The organism is Fenollaria massiliensis (assembly GCF_023347705.1).
GTDB classification, from domain to species: Bacteria; Bacillota; Clostridia; order Tissierellales; family Peptoniphilaceae; genus Fenollaria; species Fenollaria massiliensis.
The window spans coordinates 1,279,758-1,300,299 of record NZ_CP096649.1 but is presented as its reverse complement, the minus strand read 5'-3'; the positions used below and the strand labels follow the sequence as shown (position 1 = coordinate 1,300,299).

Annotated in this window: 21 protein-coding genes; 15 read left to right on the top strand and 6 right to left on the bottom strand. The window is 34.2% G+C overall.

Annotated features, from left to right (window positions below; all coding sequences use genetic code 11):
* Positions 1-151: 151 nt before the first annotated feature.
* The 12 genes from M1R53_RS06420 to M1R53_RS06365 all read left to right on the top strand — a co-directional run bounded on the left by M1R53_RS06420 (position 152) and on the right by M1R53_RS06365 (position 11,919).
* The gene (locus tag M1R53_RS06420; RefSeq protein WP_249242418.1) at positions 152-1,234 is read left to right on the top strand and encodes an ABC transporter ATP-binding protein; all 1,083 of its coding nucleotides are present in this window, start codon (positions 152-154) and stop codon (positions 1,232-1,234) included.
* Entirely contained in the window at positions 1,221-2,153 is a 933-nt protein-coding gene (locus M1R53_RS06415) for a carbohydrate ABC transporter permease (protein WP_249242417.1), read from the top strand. Before M1R53_RS06420 ends, M1R53_RS06415 begins: the two co-directional genes overlap by 14 nt.
* 5 nt (positions 2,154-2,158) lie before the next feature.
* A complete protein-coding gene (locus tag M1R53_RS06410; protein WP_019214085.1) occupies positions 2,159-2,986 on the top strand; it encodes a carbohydrate ABC transporter permease in 828 nt (275 codons plus the stop codon).
* A gap of 24 nt (positions 2,987-3,010) precedes the next feature.
* A complete protein-coding gene (locus M1R53_RS06405; RefSeq protein ID WP_249242416.1) occupies positions 3,011-4,366 on the top strand; it encodes an ABC transporter substrate-binding protein in 1,356 nt (451 codons plus the stop codon).
* 55 nt (positions 4,367-4,421) lie between these two features.
* Positions 4,422-5,828, top strand: coding sequence for a CehA/McbA family metallohydrolase (locus M1R53_RS06400; RefSeq protein ID WP_249242415.1), 1,407 nt, complete (start codon positions 4,422-4,424; stop codon positions 5,826-5,828).
* Positions 5,818-6,513, top strand: a complete 696-nt coding sequence (locus M1R53_RS06395) for an HAD family hydrolase (protein WP_249242414.1) — start codon at positions 5,818-5,820, stop codon at positions 6,511-6,513. The genes M1R53_RS06400 and M1R53_RS06395 overlap by 11 nt, the downstream gene beginning before the upstream one ends.
* A gap of 81 nt (positions 6,514-6,594) precedes the next feature.
* The gene (locus M1R53_RS06390; protein ID WP_249242413.1) at positions 6,595-7,311 is read left to right on the top strand and encodes a TIGR04282 family arsenosugar biosynthesis glycosyltransferase; all 717 of its coding nucleotides are present in this window, start codon (positions 6,595-6,597) and stop codon (positions 7,309-7,311) included.
* Positions 7,289-7,984: a TVP38/TMEM64 family protein gene (locus M1R53_RS06385; RefSeq protein WP_070600506.1), complete on the top strand. Its 696-nt coding sequence runs from the start codon at positions 7,289-7,291 to the stop codon at positions 7,982-7,984. Before M1R53_RS06390 ends, M1R53_RS06385 begins: the two co-directional genes overlap by 23 nt.
* A complete protein-coding gene (locus tag M1R53_RS06380) occupies positions 7,953-8,627 on the top strand; it encodes a TVP38/TMEM64 family protein (protein ID WP_085839605.1) in 675 nt (224 codons plus the stop codon). Before M1R53_RS06385 ends, M1R53_RS06380 begins: the two co-directional genes overlap by 32 nt.
* The gene (locus M1R53_RS06375) at positions 8,599-9,285 is read left to right on the top strand and encodes a TIGR04283 family arsenosugar biosynthesis glycosyltransferase (RefSeq protein ID WP_249242412.1); all 687 of its coding nucleotides are present in this window, start codon (positions 8,599-8,601) and stop codon (positions 9,283-9,285) included. Before M1R53_RS06380 ends, M1R53_RS06375 begins: the two co-directional genes overlap by 29 nt.
* Complete coding sequence (locus M1R53_RS06370; protein ID WP_249242411.1) at positions 9,275-10,231, top strand: heterodisulfide reductase-related iron-sulfur binding cluster; 957 nt, start codon at positions 9,275-9,277, stop codon at positions 10,229-10,231. The genes M1R53_RS06375 and M1R53_RS06370 overlap by 11 nt, the downstream gene beginning before the upstream one ends.
* A gap of 104 nt (positions 10,232-10,335) precedes the next feature.
* Positions 10,336-11,919 carry an ATP-binding cassette domain-containing protein gene (locus M1R53_RS06365; RefSeq protein WP_249242410.1) on the top strand — a complete coding sequence of 528 codons (1,584 nt, stop codon included), beginning with the start codon at positions 10,336-10,338 and terminating at the stop codon, positions 11,917-11,919.
* Positions 11,920-11,987: 68 nt separating this feature from the next.
* Here the strand turns inward: M1R53_RS06365 and M1R53_RS06360 are convergent, their stop codons facing one another.
* The 6 genes from M1R53_RS06360 to M1R53_RS06335 all read right to left on the bottom strand — a co-directional run bounded on the left by M1R53_RS06360 (position 11,988) and on the right by M1R53_RS06335 (position 16,423).
* Complete coding sequence (locus tag M1R53_RS06360; protein ID WP_249242409.1) at positions 11,988-12,737, bottom strand: TRM11 family SAM-dependent methyltransferase; 750 nt, start codon at positions 12,735-12,737, stop codon at positions 11,988-11,990.
* Complete coding sequence (locus M1R53_RS06355) at positions 12,737-13,072, bottom strand: hypothetical protein (protein WP_249242408.1); 336 nt, start codon at positions 13,070-13,072, stop codon at positions 12,737-12,739. The genes M1R53_RS06360 and M1R53_RS06355 overlap by 1 nt, the downstream gene beginning before the upstream one ends.
* Positions 13,072-13,272, bottom strand: coding sequence for a hypothetical protein (locus tag M1R53_RS06350; RefSeq protein WP_249242407.1), 201 nt, complete (start codon positions 13,270-13,272; stop codon positions 13,072-13,074). Before M1R53_RS06350 ends, M1R53_RS06355 begins: the two co-directional genes overlap by 1 nt.
* A gap of 2 nt (positions 13,273-13,274) precedes the next feature.
* A complete protein-coding gene (locus tag M1R53_RS06345; protein ID WP_249242406.1) occupies positions 13,275-14,138 on the bottom strand; it encodes a type II restriction endonuclease in 864 nt (287 codons plus the stop codon).
* A gap of 11 nt (positions 14,139-14,149) precedes the next feature.
* Positions 14,150-15,082 (bottom strand): DNA adenine methylase, encoded by a 933-nt coding sequence (locus tag M1R53_RS06340; protein WP_249242405.1) that lies wholly within the window; start codon positions 15,080-15,082, stop codon positions 14,150-14,152.
* Positions 15,083-15,160: 78 nt separating this feature from the next.
* On the bottom strand, positions 15,161-16,423 hold the full coding sequence (locus M1R53_RS06335; RefSeq protein ID WP_249242404.1) for a DUF1576 domain-containing protein: 1,263 nt from the start codon (positions 16,421-16,423) through the stop codon (positions 15,161-15,163).
* 136 nt (positions 16,424-16,559) lie between these two features.
* Between M1R53_RS06335 and M1R53_RS06330 the strand changes: the two genes are divergently transcribed.
* The 3 genes from M1R53_RS06330 (at position 16,560) to M1R53_RS06320 (ending at position 20,481) form a co-directional block, all read left to right on the top strand.
* The gene (locus M1R53_RS06330) at positions 16,560-17,129 is read left to right on the top strand and encodes a redoxin domain-containing protein (protein WP_019214074.1); all 570 of its coding nucleotides are present in this window, start codon (positions 16,560-16,562) and stop codon (positions 17,127-17,129) included.
* Positions 17,130-17,291: 162 nt separating this feature from the next.
* A complete protein-coding gene (locus M1R53_RS06325; protein ID WP_249242403.1) occupies positions 17,292-18,707 on the top strand; it encodes a C69 family dipeptidase in 1,416 nt (471 codons plus the stop codon).
* Between the two features lie 157 nt (positions 18,708-18,864).
* Positions 18,865-20,481 carry an ATP-binding cassette domain-containing protein gene (locus M1R53_RS06320; RefSeq protein ID WP_249242402.1) on the top strand — a complete coding sequence of 539 codons (1,617 nt, stop codon included), beginning with the start codon at positions 18,865-18,867 and terminating at the stop codon, positions 20,479-20,481.
* Positions 20,482-20,542: the final 61 nt, after the last annotated feature.

The window sequence follows — 20,542 nt, the reverse complement described above, 5'->3', positions numbered from 1 at the left end:
ATGAATGAGTAAGGAGGGTATTTCTTTGTAAAATTATATTAAATAAAAACCAAATACTTTACTCACACTTAACATATTGCACATACAACATTAACAAAGCTAATGTATCATAAACAAGTAAATGAGATATGAAAATTATTTAGGAGGATGTATGAGTAAGATTTCTTTAAGACATGTATATAAAAAGTATGATAATGGAATCGATAACGCTGTCAAAGACTTTAATCTTGAAGTAGAAGACAAAGAGTTCATAGTCTTTGTTGGACCATCAGGCTGCGGCAAGTCCACAACGCTTAGGATGATAGCTGGACTTGAAGATATTAGTGAAGGCGAGTTATTAATCGATGGCAAGAGAATGAATGAAGTAGCACCAAAAGACAGAGGCACTGCAATGGTCTTTCAAAATTATGCTCTATACCCACACTTAAATGTTTATGACAATATTGGTTTCGGGCTAAAGATACGCGGCATTGACAAAGATACTAGAGATAAAAGCATTAGAGAAACTGCCGAAAAGCTTGGTTTAACTGAGTACCTAAAGAGAAAGCCGGTTGAGCTGTCAGGCGGACAAAAGCAAAGGGTAGCTTTAGGCAGGGCTATAGTTAGAGATGCTGAAATCTTTTTAATGGATGAGCCGCTATCGAACCTTGATGCTAAGCTTAGAATACACATGAGAGAAGAGCTTGTTGAGCTACAAAGGGAGCTGGGCTCAACTGTTATATACGTAACTCACGATCAAACAGAGGCTATGACTATGGCTACAAGGATAGTTTGTTTAAAAGATGGCGTGATTCAACAAGTTGGCACTCCAAAGGAGCTTTATGAAAACCCTAGCAATGTCTTTGTTGCGGGCTTTTTAGGAGCACCGCCAATGAATTTTATCAAAGGAAAAATTAGATACGGAAAACTTTATAATAGCAAAGGAAGGGCTCTTGCAAATTATTCTAAAGTTGACAATAAAGATGTAATCATGGGCATTAGGCCTGAGCACATTAGAATTACAGATAATGAAGATGACTTAGCATTAAAGATTAAGATGGTAGAGCTATTAGGAGCAGATTACCATATACATGGCGAGCTAGATGGAGATGAGATAACTCTTAGAGCAGATGCGAAGCTTGATATCGAGTCAAAAAGCGAGATACACATTGCTTTTGTGACAGAAAATATCTTGCTATTTGATGCTAAGACACAAAACAGAATTTTCTGGGAGGCAATAGATGGAGTTAAGTAGAGAAGTAAGCAAAGCAAAAGATAAAAGCAAAGCAAAAAGAGTTCGTGGAATAAAAAGTATAAGCTTTTCAGGCTTTCTTGTCTATATAGTTTTGCCACTAATACCGATTTTGGTGTTTTGGTTCATCCCAATGATAGCGTCATTCTTACTAAGTTTTACAGATTGGGACTATATCAGCCCGACATTTAATGTTGTTGGTGCACAAAACTACAAGGACATACTTAGTAGCGATGCCTTTTGGCAAGCACTTAAAAATACTTTGTTGTTCGGTATAGGAACAGTAGTTCCGACACTTATCTTTGGTTTTTTGATGGCAATACTCATAGATAAGTTTAGACGCGGCAAAGAGCTTATACAAGGCTTTTTATTCGCACCATGGATTACACCGATGGTTGCTATGTCTATAGTATGGAGCTGGATGTTTAGACCAGATATCGGCCTTATCAATAGAGGGCTAGCTATTTTTGGCATAAGTGGACCAAACTGGTTAACAGACTCAAACACAGCGCTCATCGCTGTAATGATAGTAACCGTATGGAAGACATCGGGCTGGTGTATGCTTTATTACGCAGACGCTATCAGCAAGATACCAAAGGATTTATTCGAAGCATATGAACTTGAAGGCTCAAGTGTTTGGCAAAAGATAAAGTACATCTATATGCCGATGACAGCAAAGACAACACTGTTCTTAGCGGTTATAAGCCTAATTAACTCAATACAAGCCTACGACCAAATCAGTGTACTAACACGTGGCGGCCCAGCAGGATCAACAAGAACACTGCTTTATTTATTCTATCAAATGGCATTCGAGCAATTCAACATGGGGAAGGCGACAACGGTAACCATGATTATGGTCGTCATTACTGGTATACTCGCTGGACTTATGTTTATCTTGCAAAAGAAGTTTGCAAATAGGTGATAAAGATGAAAAAACAAATTAAATCAGTAAATATAATAATAGTTACAATAGTAAGTATCATTACCTTCTTCCCACTTTTATGGATGTTCTCAAACTCATTTAAGAGTGCGGAAAGCATAATCAGAGAGCCGATGAAATTAGCTCCAGAATTCTTTGACTTAAGAAATTTTAGAGGAGTTTTAGAGCAAGCACCATTTGACCTATATATTTTTAACAGTATAATCACATCCATCGCGATAGTTGTACTTCAAATGCTAACTTCTATACTCATGGGATATGGCTTGTCACGCTTTAAGTTCAAGGGAAAGAAAGTTTTATTTGGGGCAATACTATTAACGTATATGCTGCCAGCTGCGGCGACTTATGTACCGAGCTATGTAATACTTGCTAAGATGAATTTAATAGATACACTAACTGGCATCGTAATATCAAACGCGGCGAGCGTCTTTGCCATATATATGATTTATCAAACATTTTCATCCATACCAAAGGAGCTTATCGAAGCTGCTGAGATGGACGGAGCAAATAACTGGCAGATTCTTTGGAGAGTTTTGGTACCAGTAGCAAAGTCTACAATACTTACAACTGCTTTAATTCAGTTTGTGGCGATGTACAATAACTACATGTGGCCATCACTTATAACTAACAGCAAAAAGAATTATCTAATAAGCGTTGGCTTAAATATATTCTTTAATTCAAGAGGAAATTTCACTCAAAACCTACCTATGCTCATGGCAGCTAATGCGATTGCGGTACTTCCGCTGTTAATATTATTTTTAGTATTACAAAAGTGGTTTATCAAAGGCATCAGTGACAACGGCATAAAAGGCTAAAATTATCATTATAGGAGGAAAAAAATGAAAAAATTAAGAAGTTTAGCTGTAATACTTTTAGTATTATCACTAGTATTTACAGCATGTTCACCAGCTGCTAAGGAAGCTATGGACGAAGGAGATAAGACTACAAGCGCTGAAGCAAATGAGTCGAAAAGCGAAGAAAAGAAAGATGAAACAGCTAGCGATAAGCCGGTTGAAATTCAATTCTGGTATGGATTAGGCTCTGTAGCTGGAGAAACTATGGAAGAAATTATTAATGATTTTAACAATTCACAAGACAAGGTAAAGGTAACAGGCGTTCAACAAGCCGACTACGACGAAACTTATCAAAAGGTTCAAGCAGCTATTGCAGCTAATCAAGCACCAGCAGTTTTTATAGGTAGCAAGATTAAAGAAATGAGTGAAGCAGGTCTATTGGCTGACTTAACACCATATATCGACGAAAGAACACCTCTTGATGATTATCTAGATGTATTCATGAAGCCAGATCAAATCGATGGCAAAGTATATGCCTTCCCAGCTTATGGCACAACTCAAGTTATTTACTATAGAAAAGATTTACTTGAAAAAGCTGGATTAGATCCTCAAGATGTATATTCATCTTGGGACAAAGTTTTTGAAGCATCAAAGACAATGCAAGAAAAAGGCATAGCTGACTGGGGTCACCTAGTTATGTGGGGCCCAGATAACCTATCAGACATTGCTTATAGCAATGGCGGAACTGTATTGTCAGAAGATGGTAAGACAGTAACTATCAACTCGCCTGAATGGGTTGAGGCTTGGGACTTTGTTAGAAAGCAAATTTTTGACAATAAAACTACCAAGATTGAATCAGGAGGACAAGGCTGGGAATATTGGTACAGAACTATCGATAACGTTATGAATGGTACTGCAATGAGCTATACTGGCTCATCAGGAGATAAGGGCGACCTTGATTTTACAAAGATTGACTCAATTCCTCAACCATCATTACACGATAAAAATGGTAAAGCTCAAGCAGGCGCACACAGCTTATTAGTTCCAGCAGCTGTATCAGAAGAACAAAAGAAAGCTGCTTATGAATGGATAGCATACTTCACAAGTCCTGAAATATCTGCTAAGTGGTCAATGAAGATTGGTTATATACCTGTTAGAAAGAGTACTATGGATATCGAAGAGTACAAGAAGTTTATAGAAGAAAGTCCATATGCAAAGGTACCATATGAACAAGCACTTACAGCTACACCAGTGTTTGTAGATCCGACTAAGGGACAAATCATAGACGCTTTAAAGATAGCTGCAGATAAAGTTGAATTACAAAACGTTCCAGCTAAGGAAGCACTTGACGAAGCACAAAAAGTAGCTCAAAAAGCACTTGATGAAGTACTAAATAAGTAAGATTATAATTTGGGCGTCTCTATATGAGGCGCTTATTTTTTAATGAGAGGTATATATGCAAAGAGAGAAATTTTTAAATATAAAGTTAAATAAGGCTTATGACGTAGTAAATTTCACTATTGATAAAGATATCAAGGCCCTAACAATTAAGTGGAGCAATAACAAACAGTTTTTTAGCGCCTACGTTTTCGGCCCAGATAAGAAGCTTTATGCACAGGTAATAGCTGCGAAGGATAGCGGCGAAAGGCACATAGCAACTATCCAATCTAGCTGTTCGCCTTGCTGCCAAAGCTTTAAGCCTAATATAGCTAAGGGCGTTTGGAGTCTTGAATATGGCGTTCTAAATATGTGTGACGCAGATGATATCAGTCTTGAAATTTATGAAGGAGATTTAGATAGTGAAGAAAATAGATTTAATGAAGTAAATTTATTTGATAGCATAATGATGAAGGACGATGGACCTAAGAAAACTTCATATGCGGCGGACTTCCACACTCACACCATATATTCAGACGGTAAAATGTCTAGAGAAGCCAATAATGATGTAGCGATAAAGCAAGGACTGGACTTCTTTGTGCCTACGGATCACAATGTCTATCACTACACATGGCCAAAGCATGAGGGTTTAAAAGTTTACCCAGGTATAGAGATAACATCTAGCCTTGGTCACATCAACTTATTATTTACAGAAAAAACGCCATTTGCAGAGCATGCAATATATGAGATTGAAGACGAAGAAGCGCTTGTAAGGATAATAAAAGAGGCAAAGGATTACTCACTGATTTCAGTGAACCATCCATGTATGCCGCCATGGGACTTTCATGCAAAATCATTTCCGCTTGACTTAATCACATTTATGGAAGTGATCAATGACCCGACATATATGACATCTAAAAAGGCAATCAAAGACGCCATAAAAGCCTGGAACTACTTATTGAACGACGGCTACAGAGTCATATCCATAGGCGGAAGCGACTCACACTTACTTCCAGAAGAAAAATATGAAGGTTCAGCATATCCATCGCTTTTAGGAGATCCAAAAACCATAGTTTACGCAAAAGAGAACACAGCCGAAGCGCTTAAAGACGCGATGCTGGATGGAGAAGTGTCTGTGACTAGATCAAAAGAGATAAAGCTTAGTGCCAATGGCTTAGCAAGAGAAAATGAAAACTTCACTGGAAGAGCAAGCCTAAGAGCGGAGTTACTCGAAAACAATTTTCATTCATCAGCTCTCCATATATCTTGGCTAATCGATGGCGAGTGCGTTAAAGATGAAAAGGCTAAAGAGTCGATGTTCAGTATTGAAATAGACAGCGCTTACCACTGGATAAGAGTAGATGTTTGGGACGAAGATGGCAATCTTTATGGATACACTAATCCCATTTTCTTCAATAGAAAGACTAAGGAGCACGAGATGAAAGTCTGGGGAGATTTGATGGAGAAGATGTCAAATGAAAAATAATATAAAAGGCGTAATATTTGATAAAGACGGAACGCTTTTAAAATTTACTGACATTTGGAGGCTTAGTTTAGAAGATCTCTTTGATTATTATGAGCTTAGTGAAGCTGATAAGCTAGATATAAGACAGGTAGTAGGAGTGAATGAAGACCGCAGTATTAGAGAAAATTCTTTACTTGCCTCAGGGACTATAGATGATTTAGCAGAAGTATTTAGTAAATATATTGACAAAAGTAAAGAAGCTCTTGATAAAGAGATAAGTGAGTTCTTTTTAGCTTATTTGGCTAAGCACCCAGAATTGATTATGGGGACGTGCGATGTTAAAAAATGTTTTGATGAGCTAAAGAAACTTGATATCAAAGTAGCTGTCATAACAGCTGACAGCTTTAAGCAAGCTAAACTAAGTTTTGAGATGCTTGGCGTATATGATGAAATAGATTTTTTAGCAGCAGCTGATTTTTATCCAAATAAACCAGATCCATCATCATTAGATGCTTTTTGTAAAAACTTTGGACTAAGTAGAAAAGAAGTAGCCGTTGTAGGCGACTCATTAATAGATTTAGAGCTAGGTAAAGTAGCTGGGCTTGCTGTTGGCGTCACGTGCGGCGTAGGCACAAAAGAGATGCTTATGAAGGATGCGGATATTGTTTTGGATACGCCACTTGATTTAATAACTGTATTAAGATAAGTAAATAAATATTAATTGGGTATAAAAGATGTGTGAAGCGAATACTGCTTTACACATTTTTTTGCGTTTAAGGAGATATATATGAAGAACTTACTTATTATATTTACAAGAGTGCCTATTGAAGGGCACACAAAGACGCGTCTAGAGGACTTTTTATCCAAGAAAGATATAGTTTTATTTCACAAGAATCTTATTAAAAGATTAATAAGTGATGTCAAATCTCAAGAATGGGATTTAGAAGTGCATGTGACGCCTTTTGAAAAAGTTAATATACTAAAAGAATTTTTGCCAAATGAAAGATACAAGGCGCAAGCTGATGCGAATCTTTTTGAAAAGATGGAAATTGCCATTGACACGGCTCTTAAGACTTATGATAAGGTCGCTATCATCGGTTCAGACATATATGACATCAGCGCAAAAGATATAAAAAATGCTTTTGATGCACTTGATGATAACGATATAGTTTTTAATCCGTCATCAGATGGCGGCTATTCGCTAGTCGCGTCCAAAATAAATCTTAAAGGCAAACTTAATATAGATTTTATAAATAAATCAATGATACTTGATGAAACTATCAAAAATTCTAATAGTTCACGTATAAAGTGCCTTAGAATCATTGATGATATTGACACTAAAGAGGATCTATTATATAATTACTTTGGCAAAAATGTAGAATTTTTAAGTGAGGATGAGATTATCTTAGATGGCAAAAAAATTAGGCTAGACGAGAAAATATTTCATGACTTAATAAATATTAACAATTGGAGGAATAATAATGAAGAAAAAAACAATATCTAAGATAGTACTTATTGCAATCATTGTTTTAACAGTAGTCTTATACTTTGCAATACCAAGCTTTAACGCGACTATGAACAATTTCGTTTCAAAATTAGGCAGCTTGAATCTTGAATCAGTTATCGAGTTAATCAGGGGTTACGGTGCTTATGCAGCAGTCGTTTCGTTCTTTTTAATGATACTTCAATCAATTTTGTCACCAATACCAGCACTACTAATTACACTTTCAAATGCAGCTGTATTTGGCTGGTGGAAGGGCGCACTTCTATCATTCTGGTCATCAATGGTAGGAGCAGCACTATGCTTCTACATCGCTAGAACACTTGGTAGAGATGTTGTTGAAAAGATTACGACTAAGACTGGACTTGCTAAAGTTGACGAATTTTTCGAAAGATACGGCAAAAACTCAATACTTATCTGTAGACTATTACCCTTCGTTTCCTTCGATATAGTTAGTTACGCAGCAGGCCTAACACCTATAAAATTCTGGGACTTTTTCATCGCAACAGGCCTTGGACAATTACCAGCAACTATCGTTTACTCATACTTAGGCAATTTGGCTGGCTCTACAAAAACTATATTTATTTCTATAGTGTGTGTAGTTGCTCTAAGTGCTTTAGTTTACATGATAGGTAAAATTTATAATGACAAGAAAAAAGCAAATAAATCCAATTAAGATACTGAGCCTATTAATTATAATAATAGGCTCCGTTCTAGTTATAAAGTACGTGCCCATGGAGAAGCTCAAGGCCTTCATCGAAGAGCGAAGAGAGCTATCAGAAGTTTTATACGTGGCAGCTTTTGCGATACTTCCAGTATTTTTCTTCCCAGTGCCAGTCCTTGCACTTATAGCCGCAGCCTTATTTGGCTTTGTAAAGGGAAGCCTTTTGACCATGGTCGGAGCGATTTTAAATATGTCAATTATGTTTGTCATCGCAAGATACATTGGCAGAGACTTTGTTAGCGCCATGGTGCATAAACATGTGAGCAAAAAAACTTACGATAGATATTTTTCTAAAGACGCGAACATCGCATCAGGACTATTCTTAGTGAGACTTACGCCAATAATCCCATACAATATACTTAATTATGCCTATCCATTAACAGATATAGGATTTTGGAAATATTTGATAGTTTCATTCGTAGGCATTGCACCAGGAACGCTTGTTTACTTAAACCTAGGCGACAAGATTAAAGATTACAAATCAAAAGAGTTTTTGATTGCAGTTTTAATAATGCTTGCTCTTGTAATTATTTCCATTTTACTAACAAAGTACGTTAATAAGAAAAATGATAGCAATAGTAGTTCCAGTATATAAGGAAGAAAAAAGCATAGAGCGCTTCATTAGGCATTTGTATAGCTTAGATGGAGACTTCAAAGTCTATATAGCTTATGCCGATGGCGGAGACAAAACCCTTAAAGTTTTAGAAAAATTAAATAAGGAATTTCCATTTAAGATAGTTATGAGCGCAAAATCACGCTCAATTCAGATGAATACAGGCTTTAAAGAAACTACAGAAGAAAAAATAATGTTTTTGCACGCAGACTCTTATTTAGATAAGGACGCCATAGTCAAGATGGATAAGGCACTTGATAAATACAGCGCTGCAGCCATTAAGATAAAATTTAACAGCAAAAGATTTTTAATGAAAGTCGTTGCCTTTAGATCAAATCTAAGACTAAAGCTATATAATATTGCCTATGGCGACCAAGTTATGTCATTTAGGCGCGAGAAATTCATAGACATGGGCATGTTCAAAGAGCTGCCACTTATGGAAGACTACGAAATGTCTAGGAGACTCAAAAAAGAAGGAACAAAGATAAAGGCTATAGACTCATACGTTACGACAGATGCAAGACGATTTGAACAGACGGGTATACTTAAAACCATAATACTAATGAAAAAATTAAAATTTATGTTTTTGCTTGCGTGCCCGATTGAAGAGATCACAAGGAGATACAGAGATGAAAGATGATAATAAAAATTATTTAGAATATGTCAAAGAAACCTGCCTCGACTGCTCGCTATGCACACAAAACTGCGATTTTCTAACGAAGTACGGCCTTGACCTAGCAGAATTTGCGACTAGAGATGACTTAGCCTACTCATGTTTTTTATGCGGTAGATGCTATGAGGTCTGTCCCGTTGATTTAGATGGCAGAGAGATCTCACTAATACATAGGAAAAATGAGGGCTTCGGCATGATGAAGTTTGAGAAGTCCCTATATAAATTTAGAAATAACTCAAATAAAGAGACCAAGGATCTCTTGTGGCTTGGCTGCGCTTTTCCAAGAGCCTTTCCAGAAACAACTAAGAAGATGATAGAAATATTTAGAGAAGATGGATGCGATTACTCAATCGACTGCTGCGGTAAGCCAGTTTTTGAGAGCGGTGACAAAGATAGAGCGCAAAAAAACATAGACCACGTCAAAATGCTTTTACTTAAGAAAAAAGTAAAGAGAGTCGTTACATGCTGCCCAAACTGCTACCACTTCTTTAAAGATTACACAGACATAAACGTTATAACAATATATGAAAAGCTTCATGAGCTAGGCGTAGGCAAGGTTTTAGAAGACGAATTTCACATCTACCACCCATGCCCAGACAAAGTTCATAAAGAGATGTTTAAAGATTTAAAATATTTCATGCCAAACGCCAAAAGCGATTACAAAGATGTTCTTTGCTGCGGCCTAGGCGGACTTGCGAGCCGCGACGAACCAGAGATAGCGAAAGCATTTTTATCTAGACTAAAAAATTATGATAGCATGGTCACAACATATTGCGCGAGCTGCTCGATACAGTTCACAAAAAACGGCATAGCAAATCAGCACGCACTTACCATGATACTTGGCACAGACGAAAAAGTTGTTCCAACAAGCCTAGCTAGATTAATAAAGATGAAATTTTATGGCGGAAGATAAATTATAAGATAAGTTCAATTGAGCTTATCTTTTTTTGTGCTAATCTTGATAAAATTATCGACAAGGTATATAATTAAATTAGTTCACAGTAAGAGGTGATTTATATGAAGAAAAATAATAAACTTATTAAGTATTTATATTACATATTTCAAAGCATAAATATGCTCATATCACTTGCAGTACCTATCTTTATTAAAAAGATAGTTGATGCAGTCAGCGATAAAGATTATACTTTATTCAAATTTAATGCTATAATATTTTGGGTTTTGATATTAGCTTTTATAAGCACATTAGCTCTTTCATATTACTTCATGATTTATTATGAAGAGAAGGAATTAAGAAGGCTTAGGAGCAAATTTTACAATTATCTTGGTTTTGAAAGCTTAAATAATTTAAAGAGCAAATCTTTAGGATCTATCATACAGCTTTTTAATTCAGATCTTGAAGGCATCAGAAGCTTTATAATTGAAATACCATACAAAAGAATTGTTAAAGGCATTTATTTGGTTTTAATTATAATACTTATGCTTAGAGAAAATATTTATCTGAGCGCATCTATACTCATAATACTACCGATATTTTACTTCATACAAAACAAGATGAGCGAGAAAGAAGCTGTAGTTAACAAGGATATAGAAGAAGCAAACGAAAAGCTCAATGGCAATATCGAAGAGTTTTATAATTATAATTACACGATAAAAGCATTTAATTCTAGTGAAGATACAATTATAAAAAATGAAGCGGGTTTGGATAAGTATCTTGAAAAAGTTTTTGAAAGACTCAAGATTGATATAGTTTATGATTATTTTATGTCGAACGGACTTTTAAATGTGCTCGACCTAATCATATACATCTTCGGTGGCTTTTTAGTTTTTAAAGGCTCAGTCAGCATAGGTACCTTGATTTTATTCAGTCAATACGTATCAAAGCTTTGGAATCCGATTGAGTTTTACATGTCATATCCAAGAGAGAAGTCCTTGTATGAAATGCACAAAGAAAGATTGGATAGTGTAATTAATTTTGAAAGTAAATTTATAGATGAAGAAGCAAAAGATTTTGAAAGCCTAGAGCTAAAAGATTTATCCATAGAATACAATGAACTTATTTTAGATAAAATTAATTTAGAGATAAAAAAAGGCGAGAAGATACTGATAAAGGGAAGCAATGGCTCAGGCAAGACAAGCCTACTTAGAGCTATATCAGGTCTTGAGACTGATTATGGTGGAGAAATATTTTTAAATGGCTGTGAAGTAGATAAAGAATCAAACATATTAAATAAAATTATAAGGCTAGTTCCAGATAAAGCAGATATATTCTATGGAAATATAGAAGAAAACATCAATATGTTTTCAAATAAAAGTGTAAATAAAGATACAAAAATAATTAGAGCCTTAGAGAAAAACAATCTTTGCTTAGATACAGTTCTTGCTTCAAGTATGAACAATCTATCTGGTGGAGAGAAGAAGCTTATAGAGCTTGAAAGAGCTTTTCAAAGCACAGGAGAAGTATTTATCTTTGATGAGCCGCTTAATTATATAGATAAAAACAATTCAGAACTAGTCATAGATTGCATAAAAGATTTTACAAAAGATAAAACAGTAATTTTAGTCTCACATAATGAGAGCATAGAAAAAATTGCTGATAAAGTATATGAGATAAAGAATAAAAAATTGATAAGAATTAAATAAATTTGATTTAATACAAAAGCAGATGCACATTTTAGTACACCTGCTTATTTTTGTTTTTCATGTAAATTTTATTTTTTGAATATAAACAAATATTCATGAGCTATTAGCAAGAAATTGTATTTTATACTATTTGTTTTCCAAAAGCCTGTTGCTCTACAGTTATGCTGCTCTTTAATAACAATTTCTTTTAAAGTGAATCCGCAATTTTGAAAAATCTTCATTACTTCAAATGACATAGGAACCATATTTCCTTGTTTTCTTGTATCACCCATAAGTATGGCGCAAAATTTATTTTTCTTAAGCACTCTATAACTTTCAGCGGCTACTTTTTCCATTTCTATTAAAAAATCTTTTGTTTTTAATAATGATAAATCTCCATTTATATTTTCGCTATATTTAATTATATCAGCATATGGCGGATGTGTACATATTAAGTCTATGCTTTCATTATTAATAAATTTAAGGTTTCTAGCATCACCCTTTTCGATTCTCACTCTTCCTTTAGCTTTTTCATAATCAAAGTTAATTTTATCTTTACACCTTTCAATAGAAAGCTCATTTATATCGACTCCTATTATATCGCGATTTAAAAGTTTTGCTTCCACAAGAGTTGTACCACCACCAGCAAACTGGTCAAGTATTAAGTCGCCTTCCTTAGAGTACCTTAATATTATATTTCTTGGTATATATGGCGACCAATTGCCTCTCCATTTTGCATCGTGTGTCGCCCAGTTCCCTCTTTGCGGAAATGACCAATGTGTTGTCATTTGTAGTTCGAAATTTTCGGGTTCCCACTGTTTAATCTTTGTGTTTGTCATTATTTAAAATCCTCATAACTCAAATTAAATTTTTTCATTAAACCATCCATTGAAAGCCATCTTCCTTTTCCTTTTGGATAATTGCAATCTTCTTGGCCCCATATCCATTTATACGCCTTTAATAAAGTTTCTACAGGCAGTCCGACGGTATCATATAATTTTAATTTTTTAATAATTCTATCTGGTTCATTACCACAGCAAACATTATAAAGAGCTTCTAAGAGTAACTTTGCTTGTTTTTCGTTATACTCAAATTTTTCTTGGATATCATCACTAATTTCGTCATGACTAATTAACCATAAGGTTTTTTCTTCTTTATTAAATATAAAAACCATCAAGTCATTTTGCGAAAACTTTCTATAATTTTTTTCCCGCCTGGTTTATTTATTGCAATTACGCTTCCATTTGACAAATCTTCAACTTTATATAATAGATATGGTATGTTATTGAGCTCATCTCTGAAAATATCTTGCTCTTTATTTTCAATTGTTAGTGGCACTAAGTTTACATCATATTTAAAAATATTATTTTTCATAACTATATAAATACCTTTTTTATTATATCGCTTTCTAGATCTTTAATATTATATATATGATCCATTACATCGAATGTTTCTTCCAAATTATTTTTAGCACTGTTCCAGCCAAAACCATCAGTAAACCATACAAAAGAGAATCCATTTATTGGGGCTGACTCTAAGGCTAATGTTTTGTAGCTTCTTGCTGTTTCATTTAATTTTGAGCCACTAGATGCATAAAAATTAGTTTCTATAGCGTACAACATAGACTCTGTCTTAACAACAAAGTCAAAACGCTTTTCACTTTTGCCCTTATTAGATATGTTGGAAAGGTCAAGATTATATTTTTTTGAAATATCACTAATATACATTTCTTTGAAATAATTTTCACCTTTAATAAATCCCGCTTTTTTTATATAAGATTCTACAAGATTTTCCATGAGATGTCCTCCTCTATTTTTTCGCGAGTTAGAATCTAATCCTGTTTCAACGCCTGTAACATAATCTAATAGATTACTTATTAAATGATTACTAATAAGTTTAAATAATCCCGTTTTTCTCATAAATATTTTATATTGCTCAATTGATAGATTGGCTTTATTAAAATTATAAACATATTCTCCATCTTTATCTATGGCGTATATCTCATGGCTTCTTATTGCAAGTAGTATAGGAATACAGTTTAAAACTTCTGGGTACGTTTTTATTAAATTTTCAAAATCATTTTCTATATCTTTAGAACCAATTAATGAATTTAATATATTAAGTTGTATTTTTATATTATCAACATTTTTATATACTTTTTCAAAGTCAATATAATAAGAATAGTCTGATATGCTTTTTTTAAATGTTTTTAACCAATTATTGAAATCTCTTTTTTCCATAACACACCTCTTTAGTAATTTTTTATTAAAAGTTCTTTTATTCTCCCTCTGTTGCTTGCTTTGCTATTAATCATTCTACTTGCATCAATTCTAATAATATCATAGTCTTTATATAGATCATCGAAAAAATTATCTTTTGGATCAATATTTTTTGGGTCTGAATTACTTAGCATAAATTTACAGCCCTTCTTATTTATTTTATTTACAAATTCAGCAAGTTCAATTTGTTTTTTATCATCAAAATCATTTTCAGTATAGGAAGTAAAACTTGATGTTTTATTAAGTGGTCTATAAGGTGGATCTAAATAAACAAATGTAGTTTCATCTATAAAGTCATATGATTTTTTGTAGTCATCACAATGTATTTTTACATTTTTTAATTTATTAGATACAGCTAATATATTTTTAATATCACAAATTTTTGGATTTTTATAAGAGCCTATAGGCACATTAAACATGCCTTTCCTATTAACTCTGTAGAGGCCATTAAAGCAAGTCTTATTTAGAAACATCATTAAGGCTGCCTTTTTTATATTTGTACTTTTATTTGTGTTAATAATTAATTTATTATAATCATCACGTTTGTTCAGGTAATATATTTTTCTGTGTTCATTATTTAGTTTTTTGTACTCAATTTCAAGTTTGTTTAAAATAACTATTAACTGATTAGGATTATCACGTATGTTAATGTATGTATTTATTAACTCTTTATTCATATCACTTATATATATTTCCTCAAAGGTAAATTTATTAAGAAGATCGAATAAAACGGCACCAGCACCTACAAATGGTTCAACATATTTTTTTAGTTTCAAATCAAACTTTGGATAATATAAATTAAAATTTTTTAATAATTGGCTTTTTCCTCCAGCCCATTTTAAAAATGGCTTAGCGACCTCTAAATCTTCTACTATATTATAATTTTTGGCTGCTAGTTCTATCATAAAATCATCTCCATAATAAATTTATCTTAACAATATTATATTTCATATTTATATTTAATTCAAGTTAATGCTTCTCATTTATTTTTTATTTTTTACTTGTAAATACTTTGGCCTTTTATAAAAGGTATCTAGTAGTGGTACCATGAAGGCGGCGATAAAGCCACCGGAGAAGCCATTGTTATAAAGGTTCAGTCCTGCATGAAGGCCGCCAACGTTGTTTATAAGCGCCATGTGCAAGAAACCTGCCAAGAAGCCTGCGAAGCTACCGTAGTAATTTGAGATTGGACAAAGTGTTGTGCCGAAAAGGCTTGCTAGTAAAAGTGCTGTGTCATGCGGGTTGTAGACGTTGATCAGGCTCGCAACGTATATGCCTAAAAATATTGGCAGTGCGTTTCTTATGTCTTTACCGATGAAGGCAAAGCCCATGATTGTCAGTATACCTCCGATGATTGGCCCGTTTAGCTCGCCGCCGACAAGTAGAACATAAAGTGTTGATACTATGCCTAGTGTGCCTGCGTTTATTAGGCAAGCACCGCTACCAAATTCTGCCTCGTAATTTTGAAGCATGGGTCCAGTTCTTTTAAGCAGTTTAAAATAATTTATTAGTGCATCTTGTTCACAAAGTCCCAAGGCTATGAAAAGTATTGATGTTAGCATGATTAGTGGCATGAATTTATCGTTGTAGCCGCTTAAGACTATACTTTTTTGTGGGAGATTTATGTTTATGGTCTTTAAAAATCCTGAGTAAAACATAGCGATGATACCCGCTGTGAAGCCGCCATTGTAAAGGTTAAAGCCTTTATGAAATGCCTTGAATGGCTTTAGCAGTGGTGTAAATATAAAGCCAACTAAAAAACCTGCGAAAAATGCGCAGACAACGCCAAAGGCTCCGCCGACTAAGAGGTAGACGTTTGTCACCATAGGGGCAAGTGATGTAACGAATAGAGCATTTGCGATATTGTCCTCGACCTTTATCTTATATAGCCTTGTAAATGTCATGACTCCAAACATAAGCGGTACTGAGTTGAATAGGTTTTTACCGAACAAAGAGAAGCCTGATACAACGAAGACTGCTGCTATATGTATCCCTTTTAAATCTATCTTTCTAATATTCATCATCATGATTGAAAATAGTGTTACGATGGAGCTATTGACAAGGGCGGCGCCGATGTTTGCAAGCTTCATATAGTCTGTCACAAGCGATGCGGATGAGACGGATATTAGTTTTAAACCGGCATAAATTTCATCGGGTGTATTATAGGCAAAGCCTGTTATGAATAAAAATATGGCGTATATATATAAAATTAAGTACTTATATTTGTAATCACTCAGATTAATCATTGTATGCGCCTCCTTAAAATTCTTATATATATTTTACCATAAAATGGATAAAGTTGATATAATATTTTTGTTATTTATTTATATCTTTTGGGTATATATGAACTGAGCGAAAAAAGCTTATAATAAGGAGGTAAAAATGACAAATTTAATAGGTAAAAAATTAGACGAATTTAAGGTAAATGCATTTCAAGCTGGTAAGGACTTCTTTCAAGTAACAAACGAAGACCTAAAGGGTCACTGGAGCGTACTTTTCTTCTACCCAGGAGACTTTACATTTGTATGCCCAACAGAACTAGAAGCACTTGCTGAAGAATATGAAAACTTTAAGAAAGCTGGCTGCGAAGTATATTCAGTTTCAACTGACTCTGAATTTGTTCACATGGAATGGCAAAAAACATCTCCAGCAGTTTCAAAAGCTAAATACGTTATGCTTGCTGACAGAGCATTTGAACTTTCTAGAATGCTTGGAGTTTTAAACGAAGAAGAAGGTCAAGCATACAGAGGATCTTTCGTAATCAATCCAGACGGTGTTATCACTGCTTATGAAATCCATGACATGGGTATAGGCAGAAGCCCTAAGGAATTACTAAGAAAGGTAGAAGCTTCAAAATTCGTTAACGAACACGGAGACAAAGTTTGTCCAGCAAACTGGATGCCAGGCGAAGACACACTTACACCAGGCATGGACCTAGTAGGTACAATATAAGATATTTACAAGAGTAGGCGCATCTATGCCTACTCTTTTTACGTCTAGGTCATTTTAAAAAATTATCAAGATAAAGGGATATTTCGCTTGACGTATTAATATATTTAGATGTATAATAAATATATAGGCAAAACTATGTGTGTAAATAAAGGAGGTTATTTAATGAGAAAAACAGAGTGTACAACTATATTAGTTGGTAAAAAAGCGTCTATAGATGGAACTATCATCATCGCGAGAAATGAAGATTATCATGACGCTATAAACTTAAAGAAATTTGTGGTTCATGAAGATAAACCAAATGGAAGCACTTATGAATCAGATAACACAAAGGTTAAAGTTAAATTGCCAAAGGGCGCAATGAGATATACAGCTATCCCATCAGATGACAAGAACGAACCAGGCCAATATGCTGAAGCAGGTTTTAACGAACTAGGCGTTGCAGTTAGCTCGACTGAAAGCTTATACGGCAACGAAAGAGTTTTGGCTCTTGACCCACTAGTACTTGATGGTATCGCAGAAGACGCTATAAATGATTTAGTTACACCATATGCAAAATCAGCTCGTGACGGAATTAAATTCTTAGGTGAACTTATCAAGAAATATGGTTCAGCTGAAGGCAATGGTATATTATTTGCTGACAAAGACGAAGCTTGGTATATGGAGATACCTACAGGACATCATTGGGTAGCAGTTAGGATACCTGATGATTGCTACGCAGTTGCTCCAAACCACGTATGCATCGAACAAATAGACTTTAATGACAAAGAAAATTATATGTGGTCAGAAGGTATGGAAGAATTTGTTAAAGAAAATAACTTAAATCCAGACTTCGAAGGATTTAACTTTAGAAAAGTTTTCGGCACATATAGAGAGCTAGACAGAGTTTATAATACACCAAGAGCTTGGTACGCACATAAATTATTATCCTCATGCGACTTGGGCCCAACTTGCGGCGACATACCATTTATTAAGAAAGCTACAAGAAAGATCTCAGTAGAAGACTGCGCTAAAGTTTTAGGTTCACACTATAATGAAACTGAATTTGACCCAATAGGTTGGCAAGGAACAGAGCAAGAAAAGAAGAGATTCAGATGCATCTCACTTTCAAGAACAGCTCACTCACACATCTTACAAGTATATCCAGACCTAGATGAAAAACTTAGAGGAGTAACTTGGTTATCATTCGGAACAACAGCATTCAACCCATACGTACCATTCTTTAACTACGTAGAAGACACACCAAAAGAATACAGAACAGTTCCTGAAAAGATGGACATCGATAACGCTTACTGGCTAGCAAAAGTCTTCGCATACTACGCAGAAGAACACTACAAGTTATTCAATAGAGATACACATGAGTTCTTACAACGTATGGCAATCTATGGTAGACAAAGAGTTATGGAAATTCAAAAAGGAGCAAAGGGCTTAGACGACAAAAAACTTATGAAGTACTTGACAGAAGAAAACCAAAAGACAGCAACTTACTTCATCGAAGAAACAAAGAAACAATTACAAGATTACGCAACAAGAGCTTTGTTCACTTCAAAATTAACTTTCCAAATGGATAAAAATTTATAAAATTTAGTATTATGTATATGGATGGAGCCTTATGATGAGGCTCCATTTTTTGCTTTAGCATGAAAATAAATTATATAAACTTGACAAATAATATTGGGTGGGTTAATATAGATATAATGACTTTAAAGAAGAGAGGTTTATTATTAGGAGGTAATTTATGAAGAAGTACATTAAAGCAAATTTAAAATATTTGATCCTGTCAATTTTATTTGCACTACTAAGCACTATATCATTTTATTTTATAACAAGAAATATGGGTAAAGTTGTTGACGCAGCAGGAGTAGGAAACTTTGAAATTATTAAAGAAAGTTCTTTATATGCACTTTTATTTATAGTTCTATGGATTTTTACTTCTTATCTTATGCTTAATTCAAGCAACAATTTTTCAAATAACGTTGCTTTATCATTAAATAGAGATTATTGCAGAGCAGTATTTTTAATGCCAACAGCTATATATGACAAGAAATCAAATGATTATTACATAAATTTAATGAACGAAGACTTAAACATACTTAGAAGAGATTATTTTTTAACTCTTAGCCATTTTGCAAGCTATGTAATACAAGCCATAGTTTTCCTAGTAGCTTTGTTCCTTATAAGTCCATACTTCTGTGCACTTAGCTTAGTATTTTCACTTTTACCATTCTTCATAAGTAAGTTTGTTACTAAAAAGTTGCAAGCGCTACAAATGGAAGTTTCTAAGTCAAATGAAGAAAAATTTGGCGGAATAAAAGAAATTGTTTTTGGCTCACACCCTATAAAACAATCAGGCAATGAAGAAACTTTTATCAATCGATATCTAAGAGTCTTAGGTAAAAACTTATCGACAATAAAAGAGTCAAATATAAAAATGAATATTTTTAATCAATCGATGCGTGGAGTAGGTTTATTGAGCCAATTAGTAATATTATCTTTAGGTGCTTTATTAATACTAAAAGGAACAGTTACTACAGGTGACCTAATTATGTCAATGTTCTTCATAACATCAGTTTCAGACGCAGTTGGAAATGCCATAGAGACGTATAACAATATAAAATCGACTAAAGGTGTTGGAGATAAATTCTTAAATATGCTTAAGAGTAACGAAGAGCTTCCAAAGGGAAGAGCCTTAGCATTAGAAGCAGGAAAAGTGAAAGATGGAGTAAGCGTTAATAATTTTAGCTTTGCCTTTGGCGATAGAGATATATTTAAAAACTTCTCATATGAACTAGCTGACGGAGGCTCTTATGCAGTTATAGGCGAGAGCGGTAGCGGTAAATCAACATTTGCAAGACTATTGACAAAAGAGCTTGACGGATACAAAGGAGAAGTAACAGTATATGGACAAGACTTAAACGAAATATCAGAAAAGTCCTTGTTCCAAAGCGTCGCAGTAGTACCACAAGAAGCCATGATATTTAAAGACAGTTTATTTAATAACATCACAATGTATGACAGCTCTATAAAAGAAGAGAGCGAAGAATACAAAGAGATAATTAAGAAATTAAATCTCGAAGGCTTAGCAAAGAAAGAAAAAGAGGGTACACTTGATGTGCTTCAAGCATCTGGCGGAGAAAAAGAAAGAATATCCATAGCCAGAGCCATGATTAGAAAACCAAAGATACTTATACTAGATGAGCCAACGACAGGACTTGATCCAGACAACGCAAGAGAAGTAAAGAAGATAATTACAAACCTTGAAGGCGTACTAAGACTTGTCATTACACACGATTACGACGAAGAATATCTAAAGAAGTTCGATGGCGTAATATTTATGAATGAAGTTTGTGCTTAATAAATTAATTATAGGTGGAGAGAAATCTTCACCTATTTTATTGAATAAATAAAGGTATTGC